23 protein-coding genes are annotated in these 22,717 nt (G+C 73.6%); 9 read left to right on the top strand and 14 right to left on the bottom strand.

What is annotated here, in order from left to right; all coding sequences use genetic code 11:
• Position 1: 1 nt before the first annotated feature.
• The 7 genes from HPC71_RS14390 to HPC71_RS14420 all read right to left on the bottom strand — a co-directional run bounded on the left by HPC71_RS14390 (position 2) and on the right by HPC71_RS14420 (position 6,670).
• Positions 2-793 carry a siderophore-interacting protein gene (locus HPC71_RS14390; RefSeq protein WP_171896835.1) on the bottom strand — a complete coding sequence of 264 codons (792 nt, stop codon included), beginning with the start codon at positions 791-793 and terminating at the stop codon, positions 2-4.
• A 13-nt stretch (positions 794-806) separates the two neighbouring features.
• Complete coding sequence (locus HPC71_RS14395; RefSeq protein ID WP_154616989.1) at positions 807-2,075, bottom strand: class I SAM-dependent methyltransferase; 1,269 nt, start codon at positions 2,073-2,075, stop codon at positions 807-809.
• Positions 2,072-3,427, bottom strand: a complete 1,356-nt coding sequence (locus HPC71_RS14400; protein ID WP_171896836.1) for an FAD-binding oxidoreductase — start codon at positions 3,425-3,427, stop codon at positions 2,072-2,074. The genes HPC71_RS14395 and HPC71_RS14400 overlap by 4 nt, the downstream gene beginning before the upstream one ends.
• 111 nt (positions 3,428-3,538) lie before the next feature.
• A complete protein-coding gene (locus HPC71_RS14405) occupies positions 3,539-3,910 on the bottom strand; it encodes a cytidine deaminase (protein WP_171896837.1) in 372 nt (123 codons plus the stop codon).
• Positions 3,907-5,211 (bottom strand): hemolysin family protein, encoded by a 1,305-nt coding sequence (locus HPC71_RS14410; protein WP_171896838.1) that lies wholly within the window; start codon positions 5,209-5,211, stop codon positions 3,907-3,909. Before HPC71_RS14410 ends, HPC71_RS14405 begins: the two co-directional genes overlap by 4 nt.
• Positions 5,208-5,657 carry an rRNA maturation RNase YbeY gene (gene ybeY / locus HPC71_RS14415; RefSeq protein ID WP_154616993.1) on the bottom strand — a complete coding sequence of 150 codons (450 nt, stop codon included), beginning with the start codon at positions 5,655-5,657 and terminating at the stop codon, positions 5,208-5,210. The genes HPC71_RS14410 and ybeY overlap by 4 nt, the downstream gene beginning before the upstream one ends.
• Positions 5,654-6,670, bottom strand: coding sequence for a PhoH family protein (locus HPC71_RS14420; RefSeq protein WP_154616994.1), 1,017 nt, complete (start codon positions 6,668-6,670; stop codon positions 5,654-5,656). The genes ybeY and HPC71_RS14420 overlap by 4 nt, the downstream gene beginning before the upstream one ends.
• A 108-nt stretch (positions 6,671-6,778) precedes the next feature.
• Here HPC71_RS14420 and HPC71_RS14425 point away from each other — a divergent pair, with 108 nt between their 5' ends.
• The 3 genes from HPC71_RS14425 (at position 6,779) to HPC71_RS14435 (ending at position 8,508) form a co-directional block, all read left to right on the top strand.
• Positions 6,779-7,069, top strand: a complete 291-nt coding sequence (locus tag HPC71_RS14425) for a hypothetical protein (protein ID WP_154616996.1) — start codon at positions 6,779-6,781, stop codon at positions 7,067-7,069.
• A 165-nt stretch (positions 7,070-7,234) separates the two neighbouring features.
• Positions 7,235-7,762 carry a DUF6318 family protein gene (locus HPC71_RS14430; RefSeq protein WP_154616997.1) on the top strand — a complete coding sequence of 176 codons (528 nt, stop codon included), beginning with the start codon at positions 7,235-7,237 and terminating at the stop codon, positions 7,760-7,762.
• Positions 7,759-8,508, top strand: coding sequence for a hypothetical protein (locus HPC71_RS14435; RefSeq protein ID WP_154616999.1), 750 nt, complete (start codon positions 7,759-7,761; stop codon positions 8,506-8,508). The genes HPC71_RS14430 and HPC71_RS14435 overlap by 4 nt, the downstream gene beginning before the upstream one ends.
• Before the next feature lie 145 nt (positions 8,509-8,653).
• Here HPC71_RS14435 and HPC71_RS14440 read toward each other — a convergent pair whose 3' ends face one another.
• Positions 8,654-8,998, bottom strand: coding sequence for an HIT domain-containing protein (locus HPC71_RS14440; RefSeq protein ID WP_154617000.1), 345 nt, complete (start codon positions 8,996-8,998; stop codon positions 8,654-8,656).
• A gap of 69 nt (positions 8,999-9,067) precedes the next feature.
• On the opposite strand from HPC71_RS14440, the gene HPC71_RS14445 reads away from it, so the two are divergent.
• Positions 9,068-9,988, top strand: a complete 921-nt coding sequence (locus tag HPC71_RS14445; protein WP_154617002.1) for a Gmad2 immunoglobulin-like domain-containing protein — start codon at positions 9,068-9,070, stop codon at positions 9,986-9,988.
• A 33-nt stretch (positions 9,989-10,021) separates the two neighbouring features.
• Here HPC71_RS14445 and HPC71_RS14450 read toward each other — a convergent pair whose 3' ends face one another.
• The 3 genes from HPC71_RS14450 to hrcA are packed head-to-tail and all read right to left on the bottom strand — an operon-like array spanning position 10,022 to position 13,024.
• The gene (locus HPC71_RS14450; RefSeq protein WP_154617004.1) at positions 10,022-10,762 is read right to left on the bottom strand and encodes a 16S rRNA (uracil(1498)-N(3))-methyltransferase; all 741 of its coding nucleotides are present in this window, start codon (positions 10,760-10,762) and stop codon (positions 10,022-10,024) included.
• Positions 10,762-11,934, bottom strand: coding sequence for a molecular chaperone DnaJ (dnaJ, locus tag HPC71_RS14455; protein WP_171896839.1), 1,173 nt, complete (start codon positions 11,932-11,934; stop codon positions 10,762-10,764). The genes HPC71_RS14450 and dnaJ overlap by 1 nt, the downstream gene beginning before the upstream one ends.
• 55 nt (positions 11,935-11,989) lie before the next feature.
• Positions 11,990-13,024 (bottom strand): heat-inducible transcriptional repressor HrcA, encoded by a 1,035-nt coding sequence (hrcA, locus tag HPC71_RS14460; protein ID WP_171896840.1) that lies wholly within the window; start codon positions 13,022-13,024, stop codon positions 11,990-11,992.
• Between the two features lie 171 nt (positions 13,025-13,195).
• Between hrcA and HPC71_RS14465 the strand changes: the two genes are divergently transcribed.
• Genes HPC71_RS14465 through HPC71_RS14485 form a run of 5 tightly spaced genes read left to right on the top strand, consistent with a single transcriptional unit; the run spans position 13,196 to position 16,464 of the window.
• Positions 13,196-13,939 (top strand): hypothetical protein, encoded by a 744-nt coding sequence (locus HPC71_RS14465; RefSeq protein ID WP_154617005.1) that lies wholly within the window; start codon positions 13,196-13,198, stop codon positions 13,937-13,939.
• A gap of 34 nt (positions 13,940-13,973) precedes the next feature.
• The gene (locus tag HPC71_RS14470; protein ID WP_171896841.1) at positions 13,974-14,822 is read left to right on the top strand and encodes an MBL fold metallo-hydrolase; all 849 of its coding nucleotides are present in this window, start codon (positions 13,974-13,976) and stop codon (positions 14,820-14,822) included.
• Between the two features lie 18 nt (positions 14,823-14,840).
• Positions 14,841-15,062, top strand: a complete 222-nt coding sequence (locus HPC71_RS14475) for a hypothetical protein (RefSeq protein WP_171896842.1) — start codon at positions 14,841-14,843, stop codon at positions 15,060-15,062.
• 50 nt (positions 15,063-15,112) lie between these two features.
• Positions 15,113-15,964, top strand: coding sequence for a DUF3097 domain-containing protein (locus tag HPC71_RS14480; protein WP_171896843.1), 852 nt, complete (start codon positions 15,113-15,115; stop codon positions 15,962-15,964).
• On the top strand, positions 15,961-16,464 hold the full coding sequence (locus HPC71_RS14485) for a DUF4870 domain-containing protein (RefSeq protein WP_253943721.1): 504 nt from the start codon (positions 15,961-15,963) through the stop codon (positions 16,462-16,464). Before HPC71_RS14480 ends, HPC71_RS14485 begins: the two co-directional genes overlap by 4 nt.
• Here HPC71_RS14485 and hemW read toward each other — a convergent pair.
• From hemW to HPC71_RS14500, 3 genes are read right to left on the bottom strand one after another with little or no spacing between them, the layout of a single operon-like run.
• A complete protein-coding gene (gene hemW, locus HPC71_RS14490) occupies positions 16,457-17,680 on the bottom strand; it encodes a radical SAM family heme chaperone HemW (RefSeq protein WP_171896844.1) in 1,224 nt (407 codons plus the stop codon). The two genes, HPC71_RS14485 and hemW, sit on opposite strands and share 8 nt — an antisense overlap.
• Before the next feature lie 49 nt (positions 17,681-17,729).
• Entirely contained in the window at positions 17,730-21,146 is a 3,417-nt protein-coding gene (locus HPC71_RS14495) for an error-prone DNA polymerase (protein WP_154617008.1), read from the bottom strand.
• A gap of 25 nt (positions 21,147-21,171) precedes the next feature.
• Positions 21,172-22,716, bottom strand: a complete 1,545-nt coding sequence (locus tag HPC71_RS14500; RefSeq protein ID WP_154617009.1) for a DNA polymerase Y family protein — start codon at positions 22,714-22,716, stop codon at positions 21,172-21,174.
• Position 22,717 lies beyond the last annotated feature (1 nt).

Here is a 22,717-nt window from a genome sequence, read left to right on the forward strand (position 1 = left end):
CTTACCTGTCTGCTTCGGGTTCGGAGGCCGCCGAGTCGTAGTCGGCCCAGATCTGCTCGTCGCTCTTGCCGGCCGCCTTGCCCGCGCGCCACACCGGGCCGGGGTCGACGGCCCGCGGCTGCCGGCGGGCGTGGGCACGCCAGTAGCCCATGACGTCGTACGCCGTGCTCGGCAGGCGCCGCACGTGCATGAGGTGCTTGCGCACCGCGCGCATCTGCGCGGACTCCCCCGCCATCCAGAAGTAGCCCTCGCCCTCGGGCCACTCGATCGACTCGACCGCGGCGGCCAGCCTGCTCTCGCCGTCGCCGGGCTGGGCCAGCCAGGTGACGTCGGTGCCGGCGGGGAGGTAGCCGGCCAGGTCCTCGTCGGCGGGCACCTCGGCCCACACGCGGGTCGGCGCGTCGACGGTCTCGCGGATGCGCGCCATGGCCGGCAGCGCGGTCAGGTCGCCGACCAGCAGCAGCCAGGCCGCGCCCTCGGGCATCGCGAAGGAGCCCTTCGCCTCGGTCACGGTGACCGTCTCCCCCACGACGTCGCGCCGGGCCCACTCGGTGACCAGGCCGACGTCGTGGACGACGACGTCGAGGGTCAGCTCGGCCCCGTCCCAGGAGCGCACGGTGTAGTACCGGCTCTGGAACTGGCCGGGGACCACCAGACCGACCCACTCGTCGGGGATGCCGGTCGAGGTGAAGCCGGCGAGCCCGGGCCCGCCGAGCACGAGCCGCACGAGGTGGTCGGAGACCTGGGTCCGGCCGACGACCTCGGCGGAGTGCTGCTGGGCCCGGGTGCTCACCGGGTCAGGCTAGTCACCACGTCGGACGCAGCGGGAATCCGTCGGACCCGTCCGCGGTGGTGTTGACCGCCAGCACCTGGTGGAGCTGGATGCCGTTGCGCTCGAAGGCGAGCCGCGAGCCGGCCATGTAGAGCCCCCACACGCGCGCGGTTCCCTCGCCGACCTCGGCGACGCACGCGTCCCAGCTCTCCACCAGGTTGTGGCACCACTCGCGCAGCGTCATCGCGTAGTGCCGGCGCAGGTTCTCCTCGTGCATGACCTCCAGCCCGACGTCCTGGGCGGCGGTGATGATCACGCCGGAGCCGGTCAGCTCCCCGTCGGGGAAGACGTAGCGGTCGATGAACGCGCCGGTGCTCGACGGCCGGTTGTGCGGGCGGGTGATGCAGTGGTTGAGCAGCCGGCCCTCGGGCTTGAGGTGGTCGCGCAGGAAGCCGAAGTACGCCGGGTAGTTGCGCACCCCGATGTGCTCGGTCAGCCCGATCGAGCTGATCGCGTCGAACCCGGTCTCCAGCACGTCGCGGTAGTCGGAGTGCCGCACCTCGGCCAGGTCCCCGACGCCGGCCTCGTCGATGGCCTCCTTGGCCCAGGACGCCTGCTCGCGCGAGAGCGTGACGCCGAGCGTCCGGACGCCGTACTCCTTGGCGGCGTGGATGACCATCCCGCCCCAGCCGCAGCCGACGTCGAGCAGCCGCTGGCCGGGCCGCAGGTCGAGCTTGCGGGCGACCAGGTCGAACTTCTCGGCCTGGGCCTCCTCCAGCGAGGCGTCGGTCGTCGGGAAGACCGCGCAGGTGTAGGCCATCGAGGGCCCGAGGACGTGGCGGTAGAAGGTGTTGGAGACGTCGTAGTGGTGGCTGATCGCCTCCGCGTCGCGGGCCAGGGAGTGGCGCACGCCCTCGACCACGCGGCGCCAGCGCGGCAGGTGCTCCTGCGGCGGGGTCGGCGGCGGCTTGAGGTGGGTCAGCCCGAGGCCCCGCACGAGCCGGACCGCCTCGGCGGCGCTCGGCTTGCGGAAGCGCAGGTGGTCCATCAGCAGCTTCATCGCCTCGTACGGGTCGCCGGGGTGCACCCCGTGCAGCCGCAGGTCCCCCGAGACGTAGGCCCGGACCATGCCGAGGTCGCCCGGCGCGGTCATGATGTAGGCCAGCCCGCGCGGGTCGGTCAGCTCCAGGCGGATCTCGGCGTCGGCCGGCCCGGCCGACGACCCGTCGTAGGCCTCGAAGCGCACCGGCATCCCGTCGCGCAGCAGCGACGCCACCGCGTCGCCGATCGAGATCGAGGTCATCGTCTCCTCACCACCTTGTCGTAGAGGCTGGTCAGCCTGTCGTCGGGGTCGAACGCCTGCTTGACGGCAGCGAGGTGCTCGCCGGCGTAGAGCCGGTCGAAGGTCGCGCGGTCGTAGAACGCCTCGGAGTAGAGCGACTTGTGCCCGCCCAGCTCGTGGACCTTCTCCTCGATGGCCCGGTTGCGCGGGCCCTCGGGTGCCTCGGGGCCGACGGGGACGGTGCCCCAGAACCCGACGTTGACGTACGTCGCGCCCGGCTCGAGCGGGTACGTCGGCCAGTCGGCCTTCGCGACCAGGGGGCACAGCCACACCGGCCGCATCCCCACCGCCTCGTCGAACCAGGTGAGGAACTCCGTGAGCCGGTCCACCGGCACCTCGACGTCCTGGATCACCCGCTCGCGCTGTGGCCGGCCGGCCCGGCGGTCGAGCCGGTCGACGACGCCGTAGCGGCGCTCGAGCGCCACGAGCCGGTGGTAGACGTCCGAGCGGCGCCAGCGGCGCGGCCAGACCCGGCGCGCGAGGGGGTGCTGGGCGCCGAACGCGCCGGAGCACCAGAACCAGTCGGTGTCCCAGCGCCACAGGTAGTCATAGGTCGTCAGCAGGTCGGTGGGCCGCTCGCGGATGCTGCGGTAGTAGATGTCCTGCCCGGTGTAGTCGCTGGTCGGGCCCGGCTCCTCCTGCCAGGTCGCCAGCGTCAGGTGGACCTCGTCCGGGGCGAAGGCAGTGCCGTCCAGCCCGTCGACGCGGACGCCGTCGTGCTCGCCGGTCGCGACGATCGACTCGATGGTCTTGGCGAGCAGGAACGGCTCGACCCGCACGTGGCGCAACGCGACGTACGACGGCACCCGCTCGAGGCTGATCCGCAGCCGGGTGGCGTACCCGAGCGAGCCGTAGGAGTTCGGGAAGGTGTCGAACAGGTCGTCCCCGGGGCGGGTGGTGACGACCTCACCGGCGCCGGTGAAGACGTCCATCTCCAGCACCGACTCGTGCGGCAGCCCGTTGCGGAAGCTGGTCGACTCGATGCCCAGGCCGGTGACCGCGCCGCCGAGGGTGATCGTGCGCAGCTGCGGGACGACGTAGGGGACCAGCCCGTGGGGCAGGGTCGCGTCCACGAGGTCCTCGTAGGTGCACATGCCCTGCACCTCGGCGGTGCGCGCGATCGGGTCGACCTCGATGACCCCGGTCAGGCCGCTGACGTCGAGGCCCGGGCCGATCGGCTCGGAGCGCGGCCGGAACAGGTTGGAGGTCTGCTTGGCCAGCCGGACGGGCGCCCCGGAGGGGATGGCGGCGTAGGAGTCCCGCAGCCGGTCGACCGCCTCGGCGTGCCGCTGCCAGGCGCTGACGGTTGTCACGGGCAACAAGTTACTCCCGGACGGCGCGCCCGCGCGCGCTTGACCTTCGGCCCGGGCCGGCCGGCCTCGGCCCGCTTCTCGCCCGTTCCCGCCCGGTCCCCCGGGCGGGGCTCAGGTGGTGGTGGTCTCCACCAGGGTGCCGCGCGGGTCGCCGCGGTGGACCACGACGCCGGCGCCGCCGAGGTCGCGCAGGGCGCCCAGGTCGGTCGCGGCGAGCGCGTCGGCCTCGGTCAGCACCACGGCCGCCTCGAGGCCGGTCGCGCCCGAGGCCACGGCCATCGCGACGCACACGCCGAGCGCGGAGACCTGCAGCGAGGGCAGGTCGACCGTCGCGGCGGCGTACGTCCGCCCGTCGGCGTCGCGGACCGCCGCGCCCTCGGCCGTCCGCGTGCGGGCGCGGGTCGCCCGGGCGAGGGTCACCAGCTTGCGGTCCTCCGCGCTGGTCTCGCTGCTGGTCTCGCTGCTGGTCTCGTGGTCGGTCACTCGTCCTCCTGGGTGCTCTCGTCGGACTCCTCGCCGACCGGGACGATCCGGACGGTGGCGACCTTGTTGCGGCGGCCGGCGGGGCCCTCGGCCTCGAAGCGCAGGCCGTGCGCCACCACGACCGAGCCCGGGATCGGGACCCGGCCGAGGTGCTTGGCCATCAGGCCGCCGACGCTGTCGACGTCCTCCTCCTCGACGTCGAAGCCGAACAGCTCGTCGAGGTCGTCGACCGGGTAGCGCGAGGAGACCCGCCAGCCCTGGCCGTCGGGCAGCTCCTCGCTCTCGACCTGCTCCTCGTCGTACTCGTCGGTGATCTCGCCGACGATCTCCTCGAGGAGGTCCTCGATGGTGATGATGCCGGCGGTGCCGCCGTACTCGTCGACGACGACCGCGATGTGCTGGCGGTTGGCCTGCATCTCCGAGAGCAGCGCGTCGACCGGCTTGGACTCCGGGACGTACGTCGCCGGGCGCATGACCTCGTCGATGCGCTGGGTCAGCTCGACCTCGGGCGCCTCGAAGTCGCGGCGCACCACGTCCTTGAGGTAGGCGAAGCCGACGATCGTGTCGAGGTTGTCCTCGATGACCGGCACGCGGGAGAAGCCCGAGCGCAGGAACAGCGACATCGTCTGGCGCAGGTTCTTGTGGCGCTCGACGTAGACCACGTCGTTGCGCGGGACCATCACCTCGCGGGCGGAGGTGTCGCCGAGCTCGAAGACCGAGTGGATCATCCGGCGCTCACCGGACTCGATGACCGCCGAGGCCTCGGCGAGGTCGACCAGCTCGCGCAGCTCGGTCTCGGTGGAGAACGGGCCCTCGCGGAAGCCCTTGCCCGGCGTCAGGGCGTTGCCGACGACGATGAGCAGCCGCGGCAGCGGGCCGAGCACGCGGGACAGCGCCATCAGCGGGCCGGCGGAGAACAGCGCGACGGTCTCGGAGTGCTGGCGGCCCAGGGTGCGCGGCGCGACGCCGATGACCACGAAGCTGACCACCAACATGATGGCGATCGTGAGCAGCACGCTGGCCCACCAGGCGCCATCGAGGACCTCGTCGACGTGCAGGGCGACCAGGACGATCGCGGCGACCTCGCACAGCATGCGGAGGAACAGCGCGGTGTTGAGGTAGCGGACCGGGTCGTCGAGCAGCGCGACCAGCTTCTTCGCGCCGGCGCGCTCCTCCCCGACCAGCTCCTCGGCGCGGGCGCGCGAGAAGGCGCTGATGCCCGCGTCGACGGCACTGAAGAGCCCTGCGAGGACGACGAGCCCGGCTGCTGTGACCAGCAGCCCGACGTCTCCGGCGGTCACCGGGAGCGCCACTCCTTCAGCAGCTCGTCCTGGAGACCGAACATCTCCTTGTGCTCCTCGGGCTCGGCGTGGTCGTAGCCGAGCAGGTGCAGGATCCCGTGGACCGTCAGCAGCTCGATCTCCGCGTCCTTGCCGTGGCCGGCGGCCTCGCCCTGCTTCTCGGCGATGTCCGGGCACAGCACCAGGTCACCGAGCACGCCCTCCTCGGGCTCCTCGTCGACCAGGCCGGGGCGCAGCTCGTCCATCGGGAAGGCGAGGACGTCGGTCGGCCCCTCCTTCTCCATCCACTGCTCGTTGAGCTCGGCGATGGTCGCCTCGTCGACGGCCTTGATGCACAGCTCGGCCATCGGGTGGACCCGCATCCGGTCCATCACGAACCGGCTGAGGTCGGCCAGCCACCGGACGTCGAGCCCGTGGCCGGACTCGTCGAGGACCTCGATGCTCATCGGCCCGCGTCCTTGGCCGCGCGCTGCTCGACGATCCGCTCGCGCTCGGCGTCGAACTCGTCGTACGCCGCCACGATCTTGCCGACCAGGCGGTGCCGCACGACGTCGTGGCTGGTGAGCCGGTTGAACGAGATGTCCTCCACGCCGTCGAGGATCCCCTCGACGATCCGCAGGCCCGACTTGACCCCGCCGGGCAGGTCGGTCTGGGTGATGTCGCCGGTGACCACGATCTTCGAGCCGAAGCCGAGCCGGGTCAGGAACATCTTCATCTGCTCGGGCGTGGTGTTCTGCGCCTCGTCGAGGATGATGAAGGAGTCGTTGAGCGTGCGACCGCGCATGTACGCCAGCGGCGCCACCTCGATCGTCCCGGCCGCCATCAGCTTCGGGATCGACTCGGGGTCGATCATGTCGTGCAGCGCGTCGTAGAGCGGGCGCAGGTAGGGGTCGATCTTCTCGCTCAGCGTGCCCGGCAGGAAGCCGAGGTGCTCGCCGGCTTCGACGGCCGGGCGGGTGAGGATGATCCGGTTGACGTTCTTGCTCTGCAGCGCCTGGACGGCCTTGGCCATCGCGAGGTACGTCTTGCCCGTGCCCGCGGGGCCGATGCCGAAGGTGACCGTGTGCTTGTCGATGGAGTCGACGTAGCGCTTCTGGTTCAGCGTCTTGGGGCGGATCGAGCGGCCGCGGTTGCTGAGGATGTTGAGGCTCAGCACGTCGGCGGGGCGCTCGGTGGTCTCGGCACGCAGCATCGCGAGCACGCGCTCGACGGTCTCCCCGGTCACGCCCTGGCCGGTGCGGATGATCGTCACCAGCTCATCGAGCAGCCGCTCGGCGAGGGCGACCTCGCCCGGCTCGCCGTACAGCGTGATCCGGTTGCCGCGGACGTGGACGTCAGCGTCGAAGGCCTGCTCGATGAGGCCGAGGTGCTCGTCCCCGGGCCCCAGGAGGCTCACCATGTTGATGCTGTTCGGGACCACGACGGTGTGCCGCGTGGCGTGGGTCTGGCTGTCAGTCATGGATGCCCGGTCGGGCGGCCTTTCGTCGACGGTGGGTGCCTGGCCATGCTACGGGAGGGCGCGCTCGCGCCCCAGCGAGTTGCCCGGCACGGGCGTAGCGTCGAGAGCGTGCCGAGTGTTCCCGGTGACCCGCGTGACCCGTATGACCCGCATGACCCGGTCGAGGACCCCGACGACCACGACGACGACACCCCGCCGTCCTGGGAGGCGGGCCTGCACCTGCCGCCCGACGCCCACCGGATGGGCCTCACCGCCCACGTCCCCGACGGCGCCCTCCTCGACTTCGCCAGCCGGCTCGACCCCACCAAGCGGCGGCACCGGATCACCGCCTGGGTGATGCTCGTCGTCTTCGGGCTCCCCGTCGTCTTCGCCGCCCTGCGGGTCCTGCAGCTCTTCTGAGCCCCGTCTGGTGGGGCTGATGGGCGCTGGTGGGGCCGGCGTGACCGCTGGGGCGGGCCTTGTCCACAACCGCTGATCCAACGGTGGCCGAACGCAGTACGACGTGGTTATCGTCCGAAGCGGGCGCCTCGGTCTGGGCGCCGGGGTCTCGGGAAGGACCACCACATGTCACTGCGCACCCTCGGCGCCCTGACGCTCACCATCGCCCTCGCGCTCTCCGCCTGCACCGGCGACGACCCCGAACCGACCTTCGCGCCCGAACCCTCCGCCTCGGCCACCACCTCCCCGGCCGCCGCCTCGCCAACGCCGGTGGCTCAGAGCCCCGAAGATGCGGTGCGGGCGTGGGTCGAAGCGCGTAACCGCGCTCTCCAGAATGGCGACACATCTGGCGTCGAGTCGCTGAGCTCACCGAGCTGCAGCACCTGCGAGGACCTGGTCGAACCCATCGAAGCGGTTTACGGAAGCGGCGGCCGGTTCCAGACGCCGGGCTGGGAGATAGCCGGGCTCGAAGTCCAGTCCGAGACAGATACGCATGCGAACTTGACCGTCGGACTCACCTACGCAGCAGGCAGCACCATCCCGTCGGAGGGCGCCTCTCCCGTCGAATACGGCGCGGAGAATCACATGGCGACTTTCCGGCTACGGCACGGTGGAGGCCGCTGGCTCGTTGACTTCATCGGTTACCTCTCGTGATCCGCGTCCTCCTGCTGCTGCTGTCGGCCGGTGCCAGCGTGCTGTTGACGCAGGTCGAGGCCCGGGCGGGCTGCACCTTCGTGGAACAAGTGGTGCTTGTCCAAGGTGTTGCCACCGTCCAGGTGCACGAGGTGTGCGACGCGGACCAGACGTCAGCATCGGCCGCCACGGGTCACTCGGGGCCTCTCCCACCGCGCGACTCGGATCTTGACGCAGTATGCGTTCGCGCCGCGCTTAGCACGGGCCTCGATCCGTTCGAGTTCTGCGAACCACCGAGCACTGAGCCTGCGGCAACGGCGCCGCAGCTCACCCCCGGCATGGTGGCGTCCGCCTTCCAGCGGATCCCGCTCCCGGCGGCCGAGCTCCAGGTCCAGCCACCCAACGGCCGAACACTCGTCAACTTCGCGACCAACTTCTACACCGAGCAGGGCGACCTCACCCGCACCGTGACCCTCCTCGGCCGACAGGTCGAGCTCCGCATCCACCCCACCCGCTACACCTGGGCCTTCGGCGACGGCACGACCACCACCACCGACCAGCCCGGAGCGCCGTACCCGAACCTCCAGGTCACCCACGACTACCGCACCGCAGGACAGGTGGCGCCGAGCGTCGACACCACCTACAGCGCCGAGTTCAGCGTCGACGGCGGACCCTGGCAACCCGTCGACGGCACGGTCACCATCCCTGGCGAGGCCATCGGCCTACGCGTCCTCACCGCCACCCCGACCCTCGTCGGCTATCGGTAGTGCGCGACCGGCGGACGTACCGAAGTCGCGAGAGGAACCCGGTGCCCCGCGTAGGACGAGATGCCGGAGGGACTTCGGTACGTCCGGAGGACGCGGGTGCTCGGTCTAGGCCTACGCCCGCCCTCGGACCGGATCCTGCGGGTCCTCAGCCCGGGGGCCAGGTCATCGACCGCCCGGCGAGCAGGTGGAGGTGGGTGTGGAAGACGGTCTGGCCGACGCCGGCGCCGGTGTTGAAGACGAGGCGGTAGTCCTCGTGCCCCTCCGCCGTGGCGATGGCCGCCGCGGCGGAGACCAGCTCCGCGGAGGCGACCGGGTCGCCGGCGGCGAGCGCGGCGGCGTTCGGGTAGTGGTCGCGCGGCACGACGAGCACGTGCGTCGGCGCCTGGGGGTTGATGTCCCGGAACGCGACGGTCCGCTCGGTGACGTGCACGACCTCGGCCGGCACCTCCTCGGCGACGATCTTGCAGAAAAGGCAGTCCGCATCACTCATGCACGCAACCTAGCGCTGCCCCGCGCGCGTCTCACCGGCATCGGTGCCCGGACCCGAGAGGATGGCCCCATGGATGCTCGCTTGCGGATCACCGCCCTGCTGACTGCCTCGACCCTCGGCCTCGCGCTCACCGCGTGCGGCGAGGACGGCTCAGCCGAGGACCCCACCCCCGCGGGCAGCACGACCTCGCCGAGCGCCTCCCCCCCGACCGACGCGACCGACGCGACCGACGAGCCCACCGCCGAGCCGACGAACCCCGCCCCCTCGGAGGGCGACGCGGAGACCACCGTGCCGGCCTACTTCGTCGGCGACACCCCGCAGGGGGCGCGGCTCTACCGCGAGTTCCGCCGCGTGAGCGGTGACCCGTACGTCGCGGCCGCCGCGCTGGTGACCGGCGGCGACGTGCTCGACCCCGACTACCGCTCGCTGTGGCCGGACGGGTCCTTCGCCGACGTCCGGCAGGAGGGCGACGCGATCGTCGCGGAGGTCGCCGACGACGGCTGGGCCACGCGCGGCGGCCTCTCGGCGAACGGCGCCCGGCTCGCCGCCCAGCAGCTCGTCTACACCCTCCAGGGCGTCGCCCAGGAGCGCCTGCCGGTGCGCGTCGTCGACGGCGAGGGCACGCCGGTGCCGCTCTTCGGCCTCGAGGGCGACCTGGCCCAGGCCTCCCCGCTGGAGGTGCTCGCCCTGGTGAGCATCAGCGGCCCCGAGGAGGGCGCGACCGTCTCGGGCACCTTCACCGCCGGCGGCGTCGCCTCCTCCTTCGAGGCGAACGTGCCGTGGCAGGTGCGCGACAGCGGCGGGAAGGTCGTGCTCGACGGCTACGCGACCGCCGAGGGCTGGATGGACAAGCTCTACCCGTGGGCCAGCGAGGTCGACGTCTCCGACCTGGCGCCGGGCACCTACACCTTCATCGCCCGCACCGATGACCCCTCCGGCGGCGAGGGCGGCGGCCCGATGGAGGACAGCAAGACCATCACCGTCGAGTAGCCGGCGCGGCGGGCTCCGACTAGGAGGCCGCGCTCAGCCCCAGCGGGAGGTCCGCGAGAGCAGCGCGGCGACGGCGGCGACACCCGCGGTCGACGTACGCAGCACCTCCGCGCCCAGCCGCACCGAGGAGGCGCCGGCGACGGTGAACGCCGCGACCTCCTCCTCGGTCAGGCCGCCCTCCGGCCCGACCACGACGACCACCGGGCCCTCGACCGGCACCTCGAGCGCGGCCAGCGGCAGCGACGCCTCCTCGTGCAGGACCACGCCGAGCGTCGCGGACTCCAGCAGCGCGACGACGTCGGCGGTCGAGGCGAGATCGGAGACCTCGGGGAACCACGAGCGGCGGGCCTGCTTGGCGGCCTCCCGGGCGGTGGAGCGCCACTTGGCCAGCGACTTCGCGGCCCGCTCGCCCTTCCAGACCGCGACCGAGCGGGACGCCGCCCAGGGCACGACGCGCGCGACGCCCACCTCGGTGAGCACCTCCACGGCGAGCTCGCCGCGGTCGCCCTTCGGGAGCGCCTGGACCACGATCACGGCCGGCGTCGGCGCCGCCACCCGGCGTACGTCGGCGAGGGACGCCTCGAAGACCCGCTTGCCGGTCGAGGTCACCTCGGCGGTGACCGAGGTGCCGGCCCCGTCGGTGAGGACGACGCTCTCCCCCACCCGCAGCCGGCGGACGGCGACGGCGTGGTGCGCCTCGTCTCCCTCGACGGTCACGGTCGACCCGACCCCGGCGCCCTCCAGCGTCGGGACGAGGTGGACCGGCAGCGACATCAGTGGCCGTCGAAGGCGTCGCGGAGCCGGCCGAAGAACGACTTCGAGCCGGGCTTGACCTGCCCCGACGGGGTCTCCTCGCCGCGGATCGCGGCCAGCTCGCGCAGCAGCTCCTCCTGGCGGGGGTCGAGGCGCTGCGGGGTCTCGACGGCGACGGAGACGACCAGGTCGCCGCGGCCGCCGCGGAGCCCGGGCACGCCCCGGCCGCGGAGCACCTGCTCGGTGCCGGACTGGGTGCCGGCGGGGATCTCGAGCTCGAACTCGGTCTCCACGCCGGAGTCGGCGCCCTGCTCGACGTCGGCCTCGAGCGTCGGCAGCGTCAGCGAGGTGCCGAGCGCGGCGGCGGTCATCGGGACGGTGACCGTGCAGTGCAGGTCGTTGCCGTGGCGGGTGAAGACGGGGTGCGCGGCGACCTGGATCTCGACGTAGAGGTCGCCCGCGGGGCCGCCGCCGGGCCCGACCTCGCCCTGCTCGGCGAGCTGGACGCGGGTGCCGGTGTCGACGCCGGCGGGGATCTTGACAGTCAGGGTGCGGCGGGAGCGCACGCGGCCGTCGCCGGAGCACTCGCGGCACGGCTCGGGGATGATCGTGCCGAAGCCGCGGCACGCCGCGCACGGGCGCAGCGTGCGGATCTCACCGAGGAACGAGCGCTGCACGTGGGCGACCTCGCCCTGGCCGCGGCAGGTCTCGCACGGCACCGGCTGGCTGCCCGGGGCGGCGCCGTCGCCGTGGCAGGCCGTGCACAGCACGGCCGTGTCGACCTTGAGCTCGCGGGTGACGCCGAACGCCGCCTCGGCGAGGCTGACCTCCAGCCGGATCAGCGCGTCCTGCCCGCGGCGCACGCGCGGTCGCGGACCGCGGCCGCCCCCGGCCGCACCGGGCTGGCCGCCGAAGAAGGCGTCCATGATGTCGGTGAAGGAGAAGCCCGGGCCCTGGCCGAAGCCGCCGGCCGCCCCGCCGAACGGGTCGCCGCCCCGGTCGTACGCCGCCCGCTTCTGCGGGTCCGAGAGCACCTCGTAGGCGCGGGAGACCTCCTTGAACCGCTCCTGCGCCTCCGGCTCGGGGTTGACGTCCGGGTGGTACTGCCTCGCGAGCCGGCGGTAGGCCTTCTTGATCGCGGTGTCGTCCGCGTCGCGGTCGACTCCGAGCAGCTCGTAGAGGTCCTGGCTCACCTGTGTTCCTTCTGGAGATCGGGGATGTGCGGGGTACGTCGGGGCGAGGGCACCGTCAGCCCTCGTCGAGGATCCGGGAGACGTAGCGGGCGACGGCTCGCACCGCCGACATCGTCCCGGGGTAGTCCATCCGCGTGGGGCCGACGATGCCCAACGTGGCCAGCGCCTCGTCGCGCGGGCCGTACCCGGTGGCGACGACGCTGGTGGAGGCGAGCTGCTCGTAGGGGCCCTCGGCGCCGATGCGCACCGTGACCGCGCCTCCCTCGGTCGCCTCGCCGAGGAGCTTGAGCAGCACGACGTGCTCCTCGAGCGCCTCGAGCAGCGGACGTACGGCGGAGTCGAAGGAGTCGCCGTAGCGCGCGAGGTTGGCGGCCCCGCCGACCGCGATCCGCGCATCGGAGCGGTGGTCCTCCATCGCGTCGGCGAGCGTCTCGACGACCGCGCGGGTGACGCCGGCGTCCTGGTCCGGCCCGGGGCCGGTGGCCTCGGGCACCGCCTCGCGCAGGCGTCGTACGGCGTCGGCGATGACCTCGCCGGTGGCCGCCCGGTTGACCCGCGAGCGGAGATCGGCCAGCGCGTCCTCGGCCAGCTCCGCGGGGAGCTCGACGAGGCGCTGCTCGACCCGGCCGGTGCTGAGGATGAGCACGACCAGCAGCTTGGTCGGGGCGAGCGCGACCAGCTCGACGTGGCGCACCGTCGAGCGGGAGAGCGTGGGGTACTGCACGACGGCGACCTGGCGGGTCAGCTGCGAGAGCAGCCGGACCGACCGGGTGACCACGTCGTCGAGGTCGACGGCGCCGTCGAGGAAGGAGGAGATCGCGCGCTTCTCGGCCGGCGACATCGGCTTGACCGTGCTCAGCCGGTCGACGAAGAGCCGGTAGCCCTTGTCGGTGGGGACCCGCCCGGCGCTGGTGTGGGGCTGGGTGATGTAGCCCTCGTCCTCCAGCACGGCCATGTCGTTGCGCACCGTCGCGGGCGAGACGCCCAGCGCGTGCCGCTCGACCAGGGCCTTGGAGCCCACCGGCTCCTCGGTCGCCACGTAGTCCTCGACGATGGCCCGCAGCACGGCGAGCCTGCGGTCCTCCTGCACGTCGCCTCCACCCCATCTCGGATTCGATCTGGCACTCGTCACGGCTGAGTGCCAACTGTAGCGCGCGGCGGCGCGGGTGCCGCGATCTCGGCGATCGAGACGCGGTCCTGGCCCCAGCGCCCACCTCGTGCATAGGTTAGGCTCACCTAAGTCGCACCGAGGGAGCACCGTATGACCGTCGTCCCGAGCAGCAGCGTCCGCCACGACCCGACCCGGCTCGCGGCCGCGGCACGCAGCATCCTCTCCTGCCCCGCGGGTGTCCACCTGGCGGTCGACGGCGTCCCTGGCGTGCTCGAGGGCGAGGAAGCGGCCGGCACCGGCATGCGGGACTGCGGAGGCGAGCCGACGTTCTCGACGCCGCTCGGCTCCGAGCTGGCCGTCGCCGCCGCCGACGGCCTGCGGGCGCTGCTCACCCTCCACAGCGGTCTCGGCCCCCGCGGCTCCGCCGACCGCACGGCGACGCTCGCCCTCGCCGGCCGGCTGGTCGTCCGCGGTCGGGAGGTCTGCGAGTGCTGCGGGGACCCCCGCGAGGTCGTCGCGCTCGAGCCCGACCTCGTCGCCCTGGGCCGCACGACCCGCGCGGGCATCCCAGCCGAGCAGCCGGTGCACGTCGATGTCGCGGCGTTCCGCGCCCCCGAGCACCAGCTCAACCGCGGCTACCTCCAGCGCTCGGTCGAGCACGCCAACAGCCACCACCAGGACGAGCTGCGCCGGGCCGTCTCCACCGCCACCGGGGCCCCGATGGACGACGTCGTCGGCGTGGGCCTCGCCGACCTGCGCACCGACCGCGTCGAGGTGCAGTGGGTCGGCCCGCACGGCGCCGACCGCACCGTCCTGCACTTCCCCCGGGCGGCCCGCACGACCGCCGAGCTCGGCGACCTGCTGCGCCGCCAGCTGCACCACGGCATGTGCTGACCTCGACGCGAGGGGAGCCGCCTAGGCTCGCCGGGTGACCTTCACCGAGATCGCCGACCGGGTCTGGGTGACCCGCCGCCCCTGGTTCGACGTGACCACGACCGTCGTCGGGGGCGAGCGCGGGCTGGTCGTCGTCGACACCCACGGCTCGGCCGCGGCCGGGCGCGCGCTCGCCGACGACGTACGCGCCCTCGGCGCCGGCGAGGTCGTCGCCGTCGTCAACACCCACTGGCACTTCGACCACACCTTCGGCAACCAGGCCTTCCGCGAGCTCCGCGCCGACCTGCCGATCCACGCCCACGAGGAGGCCGTCGCCGAGCTCGAGCGGGGCGCCGCCGCCGTCCAGGAGCGGTACGCCGCCGACCCGGCCGACCCGCACCGCGACGACGTCCTCGCGACCACGGTGGTGGTGCCCGACCAGACCTTCTCCTCCGCCCGCGTGCTCGACCTCGGCGACCGCGCCCTCGAGCTGGTCCACCCCGGGCGCGGGCACACCGCCGGCGACCTGGTCCTGCGGGTGCCCGACGCCGACGTGCTGGTGGCCGGCGACCTGGTCGAGTCCTCGGCCCCGCCGTCGTTCGGGGAGGACTCCTGGCCGATGGAGTGGCCGCTCAGCCTCGACATCGTGCTCGGGCTGACCACCTCCGCCTCGGTCGTCGTCCCGGGCCACGGGCCGGTCGTGGACCGCGAGGCCGTCGAGGAGCAGCGCAACCAGATCGGCATCGTCGCCGAGACCGCCCGCGACCTGGCCTCGCGCGGCGTGCCGCTCGCCGACGCGCTCGACGCCGCGGAGTGGCCCTGGCCGCGCGAGCACCTGGCCACCGCCGTCGCCCGCGCCTACGCCCACCTGCCGGGCAGCCAGCGGCGCTTGCCGCTGATCTGAAGCGGGTACGGACCCGCCATGAGCGAGCCCACCCCCGAGGACGCCGGCCAGGACGCGACCGGCATCGGCGACGACCAGCTGCCCGACGACCTCCAGCCAGGCGAGGACAACCCGCTCGCGGAGGGCCTCGAGCCCGGCGAGACCGCCGGCGACCTGCTCGAGGAGGGCAAGCACGCCGACCAGGACCAGCAGGACCAGCAGGACGAGCAGGACGGGTCGAGCACGTCACAGGACGACTGACCGGCGCGGCGTACGGCGCACCGTCGGCGCCCCGGCCTAGCGTCGGAGGCGTGACCGATCGCTACGGATCCGACGTCCTCTCCACCGACTGGCGCGCGCCCAAGCGCGGCCGTGCCGTCGAGGCGCCCGCCGACCTCGGCGCCGTGGTCGAGGAGGTCACCACCGACTGGGTCGGCGAGATCGTCGCCGTCGACCGCGACCTGCACACCGTCACCCTGGAGGACCGCCGCAACCGGCGGCGCACCTTCCCGCTCGGCGCCGGCTTCCTCCTCGAGGGCCGCCCGGTCATCCTGGTCGCGCCGGTCCGGCAGGCCGCGCCGGCCAAGCCCACCCGGACCGCGTCCGGCTCGATCGCGGTGCACGACGCGAAGGCCCGGGTCGCCCGGGCCAGCCGGATCTTCGTCGAGGGCCGCCACGACGCCGAGCTCGTGGAGAAGGTGTGGGGCGACGACCTGCGCATCGAGGGCGTCGTCGTGGAGTACCTCGACGGCGTCGACGACCTCGGCGAGCAGCTGCGCGACTTCCGCCCGGGCCCGAACCGCCGCGTCGGCGTCCTGGTCGACCACCTGGTCAAGGGTTCCAAGGAGAGCCGGATCGCCGATGCCGTCCGCCGCTCGCCGGTCGGCAAGCACGTGCTGATCGTCGGGCACCCGTTCATCGACATCTGGGCGGCGGTCAAGCCCGACCGCCTCGGGCTCCAGGCCTGGCCGGACGTCCCGCGCCACATCGAGTGGAAGAAGGGCGTGTGCCAGCAGCTGGGCTGGCCGCACCGCGACCAGGCCGACATCGCCCGCGCGTGGAAGCACATCCTGGGCAAGGTGCACTCCTTCAACGACTGCGAGCCGGCGCTTCTCGGTAGGGTCGAGGAGTTGATCGACTTCGTCACCGAGGAGCACCCGTGAGCGACCCCTACGGCCCCCCGCCGTCCGACCCGCAGGGCCAGCCCTCCGGGAACCAGCCGTACGGCCAGCAGCCGTACGGGCAACAGCCCTACGGACAGCAGCCGTACCAGCAGCCCTACAGCCAGCAGCCCTACAGCCAGCAGCCCTACCAGGGCGGCGGCCCGATGAACCCCGACGAGCGCACCTGGGGCGGCGCCGCACACTGGTCGGCGCTGATCGGCGCGTTCGTCGCCATGGCGTTCCTCGGCCCGCTGCTGGTGATGCTGGTCAAGGGCAACCAGTCGGCCTACGTCCGCGCGCAGGCCGTGGAGTCGCTGAACTTCCAGCTCTCGATCCTCATCTACGGGATCGTCGCGTTCGTGCTGATGTTCGTCCTGATCGGGTTCATCCTGTTGCCGATCGTCGGCGTGCTGTGGCTGGTCCTCACGATCATCGGGTCGGTGAAGGCCGCCAACGGCGAGCTCTACCGCTACCCGCTGACCATCCGGATGGTCAGCTGAGCAGGTCGCGCACCACGGCGTCGGCGAGCAGCCGGCCCTCGCGGGTGAGCACCAGCCGGTCGCCCCGCACCACCAGCAGTCCCCGGTCCACCAGGCCGGGGACTGCTGCGTTCCCGGCCTCGTCGAGCACGGCGCGGTCGAGCCCGTCGGCGAGCCGCAGCTCCAGCAGCACCCGCTCGACCCGCTGGTCCTCGGCGGTGAGCACCTCGCGGGCGTGGGCGGGGCTGCGCCCGGCGGCCAGCCGGTCGGCGTACGCCGCGGGGTGCTTGACGTTCCACCAGCGCGTCCCGCCGACGTGGGAGTGCGCGCCGGGGCCGACGCCCCACCAGTCCGCGCCGGTCCAGTAGAGCTCGTTGTGCCGGCACCGCGAGGCCCGGTCGCGGCTCCAGTTCGACACCTCGTACCAGCCGAGCCCGGCCGCGGCCATCTGCTCGTCGGCCAGGAGGTACTTGTCGGCCAGGTCGTCGTCGTCGGGCATCGGCACCTCGCCGCGCCGCACCCGGCGGGCCAGGGCGGTCCCCTCCTCGACGATGAGCGCGTACGCCGACACGTGGTCGGGCGCGCAGGCCAGCGCGGCGTCCAGGGAGACCGCCCAGTCCTCGAGGGACTCCCCCGGCGTGCCGTAGATGAGGTCGAGGCTGACCTGGTCGAACCCCGCGGCGCGGGCCCACTCCACGGCGGCGGGGACCCGGAGCGGGTCGTGGGTGCGGTCGAGCACGCCGAGCACGTGCGGCACCGCGGACTGCATGCCGATCGAGACGCGGGTGAAGCCGGCCGCCCGGAGCCCGTCGAGGTAGGCCAGGTCGACGCTGTCGGGGTTGGCCTCGGTGGTCACCTCGGCGCCGGCCACCAGGCCGAACTCCTCATCGATCGCGGCCAGCACCGAGCCGAGGTCCTGCGGGCTCAGCAGCGTGGGGGTGCCGCCGCCGAGGAAGACGGTCTCCACGGGGAGGTCGCGGTCGCCGAGCACGCGCCGCGCGCGGCGTACCTCCTCGATCGCGGCGGCCGCGTAGGACCCGCGGGAGACGGTGGCGCCGCCGGTGGTCGCCAGCTCGGAGGCGGTGTAGGTGTTGAAGTCGCAGTAGCCGCAGCGCACCGTGCAGAACGGCACGTGCACGTAGAACCCGAACGGCCGCTCCCCCAGCCGCGCCAGCGACTCCTCCGGCAGGGCGCCGTCCTCGGGCACCGGGTCACCGGCGGGCAGGACGGAAGGCACGCGCTCCATCCTCCCACCGGCGAGACGGCCGGCCACATCGCCGGCGGCGTCAGCGGAAGTCGCGCGAGCGGTGCTTGTCCCGCAGCGCGCGGCCGGCCTCGGGGTGCAGCTCCTCGAGGGAGGAGATCTTGTCGGCCACCAGGTTGGTGGCGCCGTCCTCGCGCTCGAGCATCCCGCGGATGACGACCGCCGCGGACCCGGCGGCGGCCTTGCGGTGGCGCCGCCAGACCCCGACGGTGCAGATGACGTTGAGCATGCCGGTCTCGTCCTCGAGGTTGAGGAAGGTGACCCCGCCGGCGGTGCCGGGCCGCTGGCGGTGGGTGACCAGCCCCGCGACGCTGATCCGGCGGTTGGCCTCGGTCGCGGCCAGGTCGGCCACCGACCGGATCCCGGCGCGGCGCAGCTGGTCGCGCAGGTGGCCGAACGGGTGGCTGTCGGTGGTGACCCCGGTGGCCCACAGGTCGGCCATCGTCACCTCGACCTCGTCCATGTCGGGCAGCATCGGCGCCGCCCCCGAGGCCCGGACCCCCTCGAGCTGGTCCTCCTGCTCGGTCCAGCCGGCGTTCCACAGCGCCTGGCGCCGGGTCAGCCCGCTGGAGTCGAAGACCCCCGCGGTCGCCAGCGCCTCGAGCTGGCGGGTGTCGAGGCCGGCGCGGCGCGAGAGGTCGACCTGGTCGCGGAAGGGGCGCTCGGCCCGGGCGGCCACGATCCGCGCCGCCACCTCGGGGCCGATCCCGCGCACCGAGTCCAGCCCCAGCCGGACGGCGTACGCCGCGTCGCGCCGGTGCTGCGGGGTGGGGTCGGGGGTGCCGGGGACGAAGAACGTCTTGCCCGGGTGGTCGAGCAGGCAGGAGTCCATCCCGGTGGTGCGCGCGCCGGGGCCCAGCGGCTCGAGGTCGGCCCGGGCGCGGGAGCGCTCGAGGTCGGGCTTGAGCACGGTGACGCCGTGGCGCCGGGCGTCGCCGACGAGCGACTGCGCGGAGTAGAAGCCCATCGGCTGGGCGCGCAGCAGCCCGGCGAGGAACGCGCCCGGGTAGTGCAGCTTGAACCAGGAGCTGGCGTAGACGAGCTTGGCGAAGGACAGCGCGTGGCTCTCGGCGAACCCGAAGTTGGCGAAGGAGAGGATCTTGACGTAGATCGCGTCGGCGTCGTCGCCGACGATGCCGCGCCGCTCCATCCCGGCGTACAGCTTGTGCTTGATGCTCTCGATCCGCTCGATGCCGCGCTTGGAGCCCATCGCCCGGCGCAGCAGGTCGGCCTCGTCGGGCGTGCAGTCGCCGATGGTCTTGGCCATGTCCATCAGCTGCTCCTGGAACAGCGGTACGCCGAGGGTCCGCTCGAGCACCGGGACCAGCTCGGGGTGGGGGTACTCGACCGGGTCGCGCCCGGTGGCGCGGCGGACGTAGGGGTGGACCGCGCCGCCCTGGATCGGCCCGGGGCGGATGAGCGCGATCTCGATGGCCAGGTCGTAGAAGCAGCGCGGCTGCAGCCGCGGGAGGGTGCCGATCTGGGCGCGGCTCTCGACCTGGAAGACGCCGATGGAGTCGGCGCGGCAGAGCATGTCGTAGACCGCCGGCTCCTCCTTGGGGATCGTCGCCAGCTCCCAGTGGTCGCCGAGGTGCTCGGCCGCGATCCGCATCATGTGGTCGAGCGCGGAGAGCATCCCGAGGCCGAGCAGGTCGAACTTGACCAGGCCCATGAACTCGCAGCCGTCCTTGTCCCACTGCAGGACGGTGCGGTTCTCCATCCGGGCGTGCTCGATCGGGCAGACCTCGCCGATGGGGCGCTCGGTGAGCACCATCCCGCCGGAGTGGATGCCGAGGTGGCGGGGCGCCGCGAGCAGCTGGTTGGCCAGCGCCACGACCGGCTCGGGGATCGCGGTCTCGCCGGGGTCTCCGTCCGGCTCGACCCGGCTCCAGCTGGAGATCGACTTCGACCAGGCGTCCTGCTGGCCCGGGGAGAAGCCGAGCGCCTTGGCGGCGTCGCGGACCGCCATCTTGGGGCGGTAGCTGATCACGTTGGCGACCTGGGCGGCGTTGTGCCGGCCGTAGCGCTCATAGACCCACTGGATGACCTCCTCGCGGCGGTCGGAGTCGAAGTCCACGTCGATGTCGGGCTCCTCGTCGCGGTGCTCGGAGATGAACCGCTCGAAGGGGAGCTTGTAGAAGACCGGGTCGATCGCGGTGATGCCCAGCGCGTGGCAGACCACCGAGCTGGCGGCCGACCCGCGGCCCTGGCACAGGATCCCGCGGGAGCGGGCGAAGGCGACGATGTCGTGGACGATGACGAAGTAGCCGGCGAAGTCCTTGCGCTCGATGACCTCCAGCTCGTGGTGGATCTTCGCGCGCGCCTCGGCCTCCAGGTCGGTGCCGTAGTAGCGCTCCTCGAAGCCGCGCCAGGTCAGCACCTTGAGCCAGCTGATCGGGGTGTGCCCCTCGGGGATGCCGTCCTTGGGCAGCCGCGGGGTCGCCTTCTGCAGGTCGAAGACGACCTGGTCGGCCAGCTCCACCGAGCGGGCCACCGCGCCGGGGTAGCGGGCGAAGCGCCGCGCCATCTCCTCCCCCGACCGCAGGGACGCCGCGCCGCTCGCCGGCAGCCAGCCGTCCATCTCCGCCAGGCTGCGCCGGGCCCGGATCGCCGCCATCGCCGCGGCCAGCCGGTGGTCGCCGGGGCGGGCGTGGTGGACGTTGTTGGTGGCCACCGCGGGCAGGCCGTGCTCGGCGGCCATCGCGAAGAGCAGGTCGTTGGTGGCCGAGTCGGTCGGGTAGCCGTGGTCGACCAGCTCGACGGCCACCGAGTCGCGGCCGAACAGCTCCACGAGCCGGCGCAGCTCGCGCGCCGCCGCGGCGGGCCCCTCGGCCGCGAGCGCCGAGCGCACCGCGCCCTTGCGGCACCCGGTCAGCACCAGCCAGTGGCCGCGCCCGCGCTCGCCGAGCTCGGCGAGGTCGTAGACCGGTCGCCCCTTCTCCTGGCCGCGCAGGTGGGCGTCGGTGATCGCCGCGGCCAGCCGGTGGTAGCCCTCCACCCCGCGGGCGAGCACCAGCAGGTGGGTGCCCTCGGGGTCGGCCACGCCCTGCTGGGCCCGGCCGAGGTCGAGGGAGAGCTCCGAGCCGTACGCCGTGCGCAGGCCCGAGCGCCCCGAGGGGGCGGCGTTGACCTGGGCGGTCTCGGCGAACAGCGGCGCCCCGTGGAAGCCGTCGTGGTCGGTGATCGCCAACGAGTCCAGCCCGAGCCGGATCGCCTCGAGCACCAGCTGGTCCGGCGAGCTCGCGCCGTCGAGGAAGCTGAACCCGGAGTGGCAGTGCAGCTCGGCGTAGGGCACCACCGGCCCGTCGGGGGCGGCGACGTCGGTCTGCTTCGGCCGGCTCTTGCGCCGCGAGATCGGCGCCTCCGAGGACAGGTCGGGGCGCCCGGAGAGCCGCCGCTCGAGCTCGGCCCACGGCATGGCGGGGTTGTTCCAGCCCATCAGTCCCCTCCTCTCGACCGGGTCATCAGTCGTAGCCCGCCTCGGTCCACCACACCGACTCCGCGGCGGCCTGGTCGTAGGTCATCAGCCAGGCCCGGCCATCGACCCCGACCACCTGGAAGCGGGCCACCCGCCGCGGGGTGCCCTCCCACCACAGCTCCTCGACCGGCCACGGGCCGGCCCACGCCGCGACCGGCTGCCACGGCTCGTCGGCGTGCGGGCGGAACCGCGCCGGCTCGCCGCGCACCGCGCCCCGCTCGTCGACCACGACCGGCCGCCCGCCGGGGCCGACGAGCGCCGCGGGCCACGGGTCGGCCAGCACCCGGGCGGGCGCGGGGGGCGGGAGGGCGCCCGGCCAGGGCAGGCCGGTCGGGCGCAGCCCGGTGGGCCGTTCGCCCCAGGGCACCATCGCCTGCCGGTCCGCCGGGGCGCGGCCGCCCTGGAGCACCGGCACGAGGACCGCCTCGTGGCCGAGCATCCCCTGGACCCGCGCGATGCCGCGCTGGACCCGCTCGTCGGTGCCGCCCCAGAGCCCGTCGGCGTGGACGGAGTCGGGGACGACGGTCTCGGGCACGAACCGCACCCGCCCGACGGGGGCGCGGATCTCCCCGCCCCGGCTCATCCCGTTCATCGCGCCCTGGAGCTGCCAGTGCAGCCGGTCGACGACGTCCGCGGCGCCGAACCAGCGCGGGTGCACCCACCGCCGCGAGGAGGCCACGACGCCGTCGGCCTCGGCCTGCACGAGCAGCTCGGTGCAGACCAGGCCGTGGCGGGCCAGCTGCTCGACGAAGGCGTCGGCGGTGCGCCGGGCGCTGAAGCAGATGGTCTCCGCGGAGTCCAGCGGCGGCTCGAAGTCGACGTGCACCTCGAGGTCGGGCGGGGCGGTGCGCTCGGCGAGCAGCGTCTCGCCGCGACCCGAGACGACCCGGTGCACCCAGGCCACCTGCCGACCGAACCGGGCCAGCACGTCACCGGCGCCCAGGTCGGCCAGCTGGCCCAGCGAGCGCAGGCCCAGCCGCTTGAGCAGGCCGACGGTCTCGGGGTCCTCCAGCACCTCGACCGGCAGGGCGCGCAGGAACGGCACCGACTCCCCCGCCGGCACCACGACGCTGTCCTGCGGCCCGGCGCGCCGGGCCGCCTGCTCGGCGGTGAACAGCTCATCGGCGATCCCCACCCGGCAGTCCCAGACCCCGTGGCCGACCAGCTGCTCGGCCACGACCGCCGCGGCCTCGGACTCCCCGCCGTAGAACCGGCCCGGCGAGCGGAGCGCCACCAGGCCAGGCCGCAGCGGGGCCACCCCGGGCCGCAGCTGCTCGAGCACCACGAGCACGTCCTCGAAGGCCCGCGCGTCGCGGTCGGGGTTGGCGGGCAGGACGGCGATCTCGGGGCAGCGCGCCTGGGCGTCGCGCCGCCGCATGCCACGGCGTACGCCGAAGTCTCGGGCGGGGCCGTTGACGGCCTGCACCACGTTGGCCGAGAAGACCGCGGCCGGCTGCCGCGGGGGCAGCGCCTCCTCGGCCAGGGCGGCGACCACCGGCCAGTCCGGGCACCACACGACGAGCGCGCGCATC

This window comes from Nocardioides marmotae, assembly GCF_013177455.1.
Taxonomy (GTDB): domain Bacteria; phylum Actinomycetota; class Actinomycetes; order Propionibacteriales; family Nocardioidaceae; genus Nocardioides; species Nocardioides marmotae.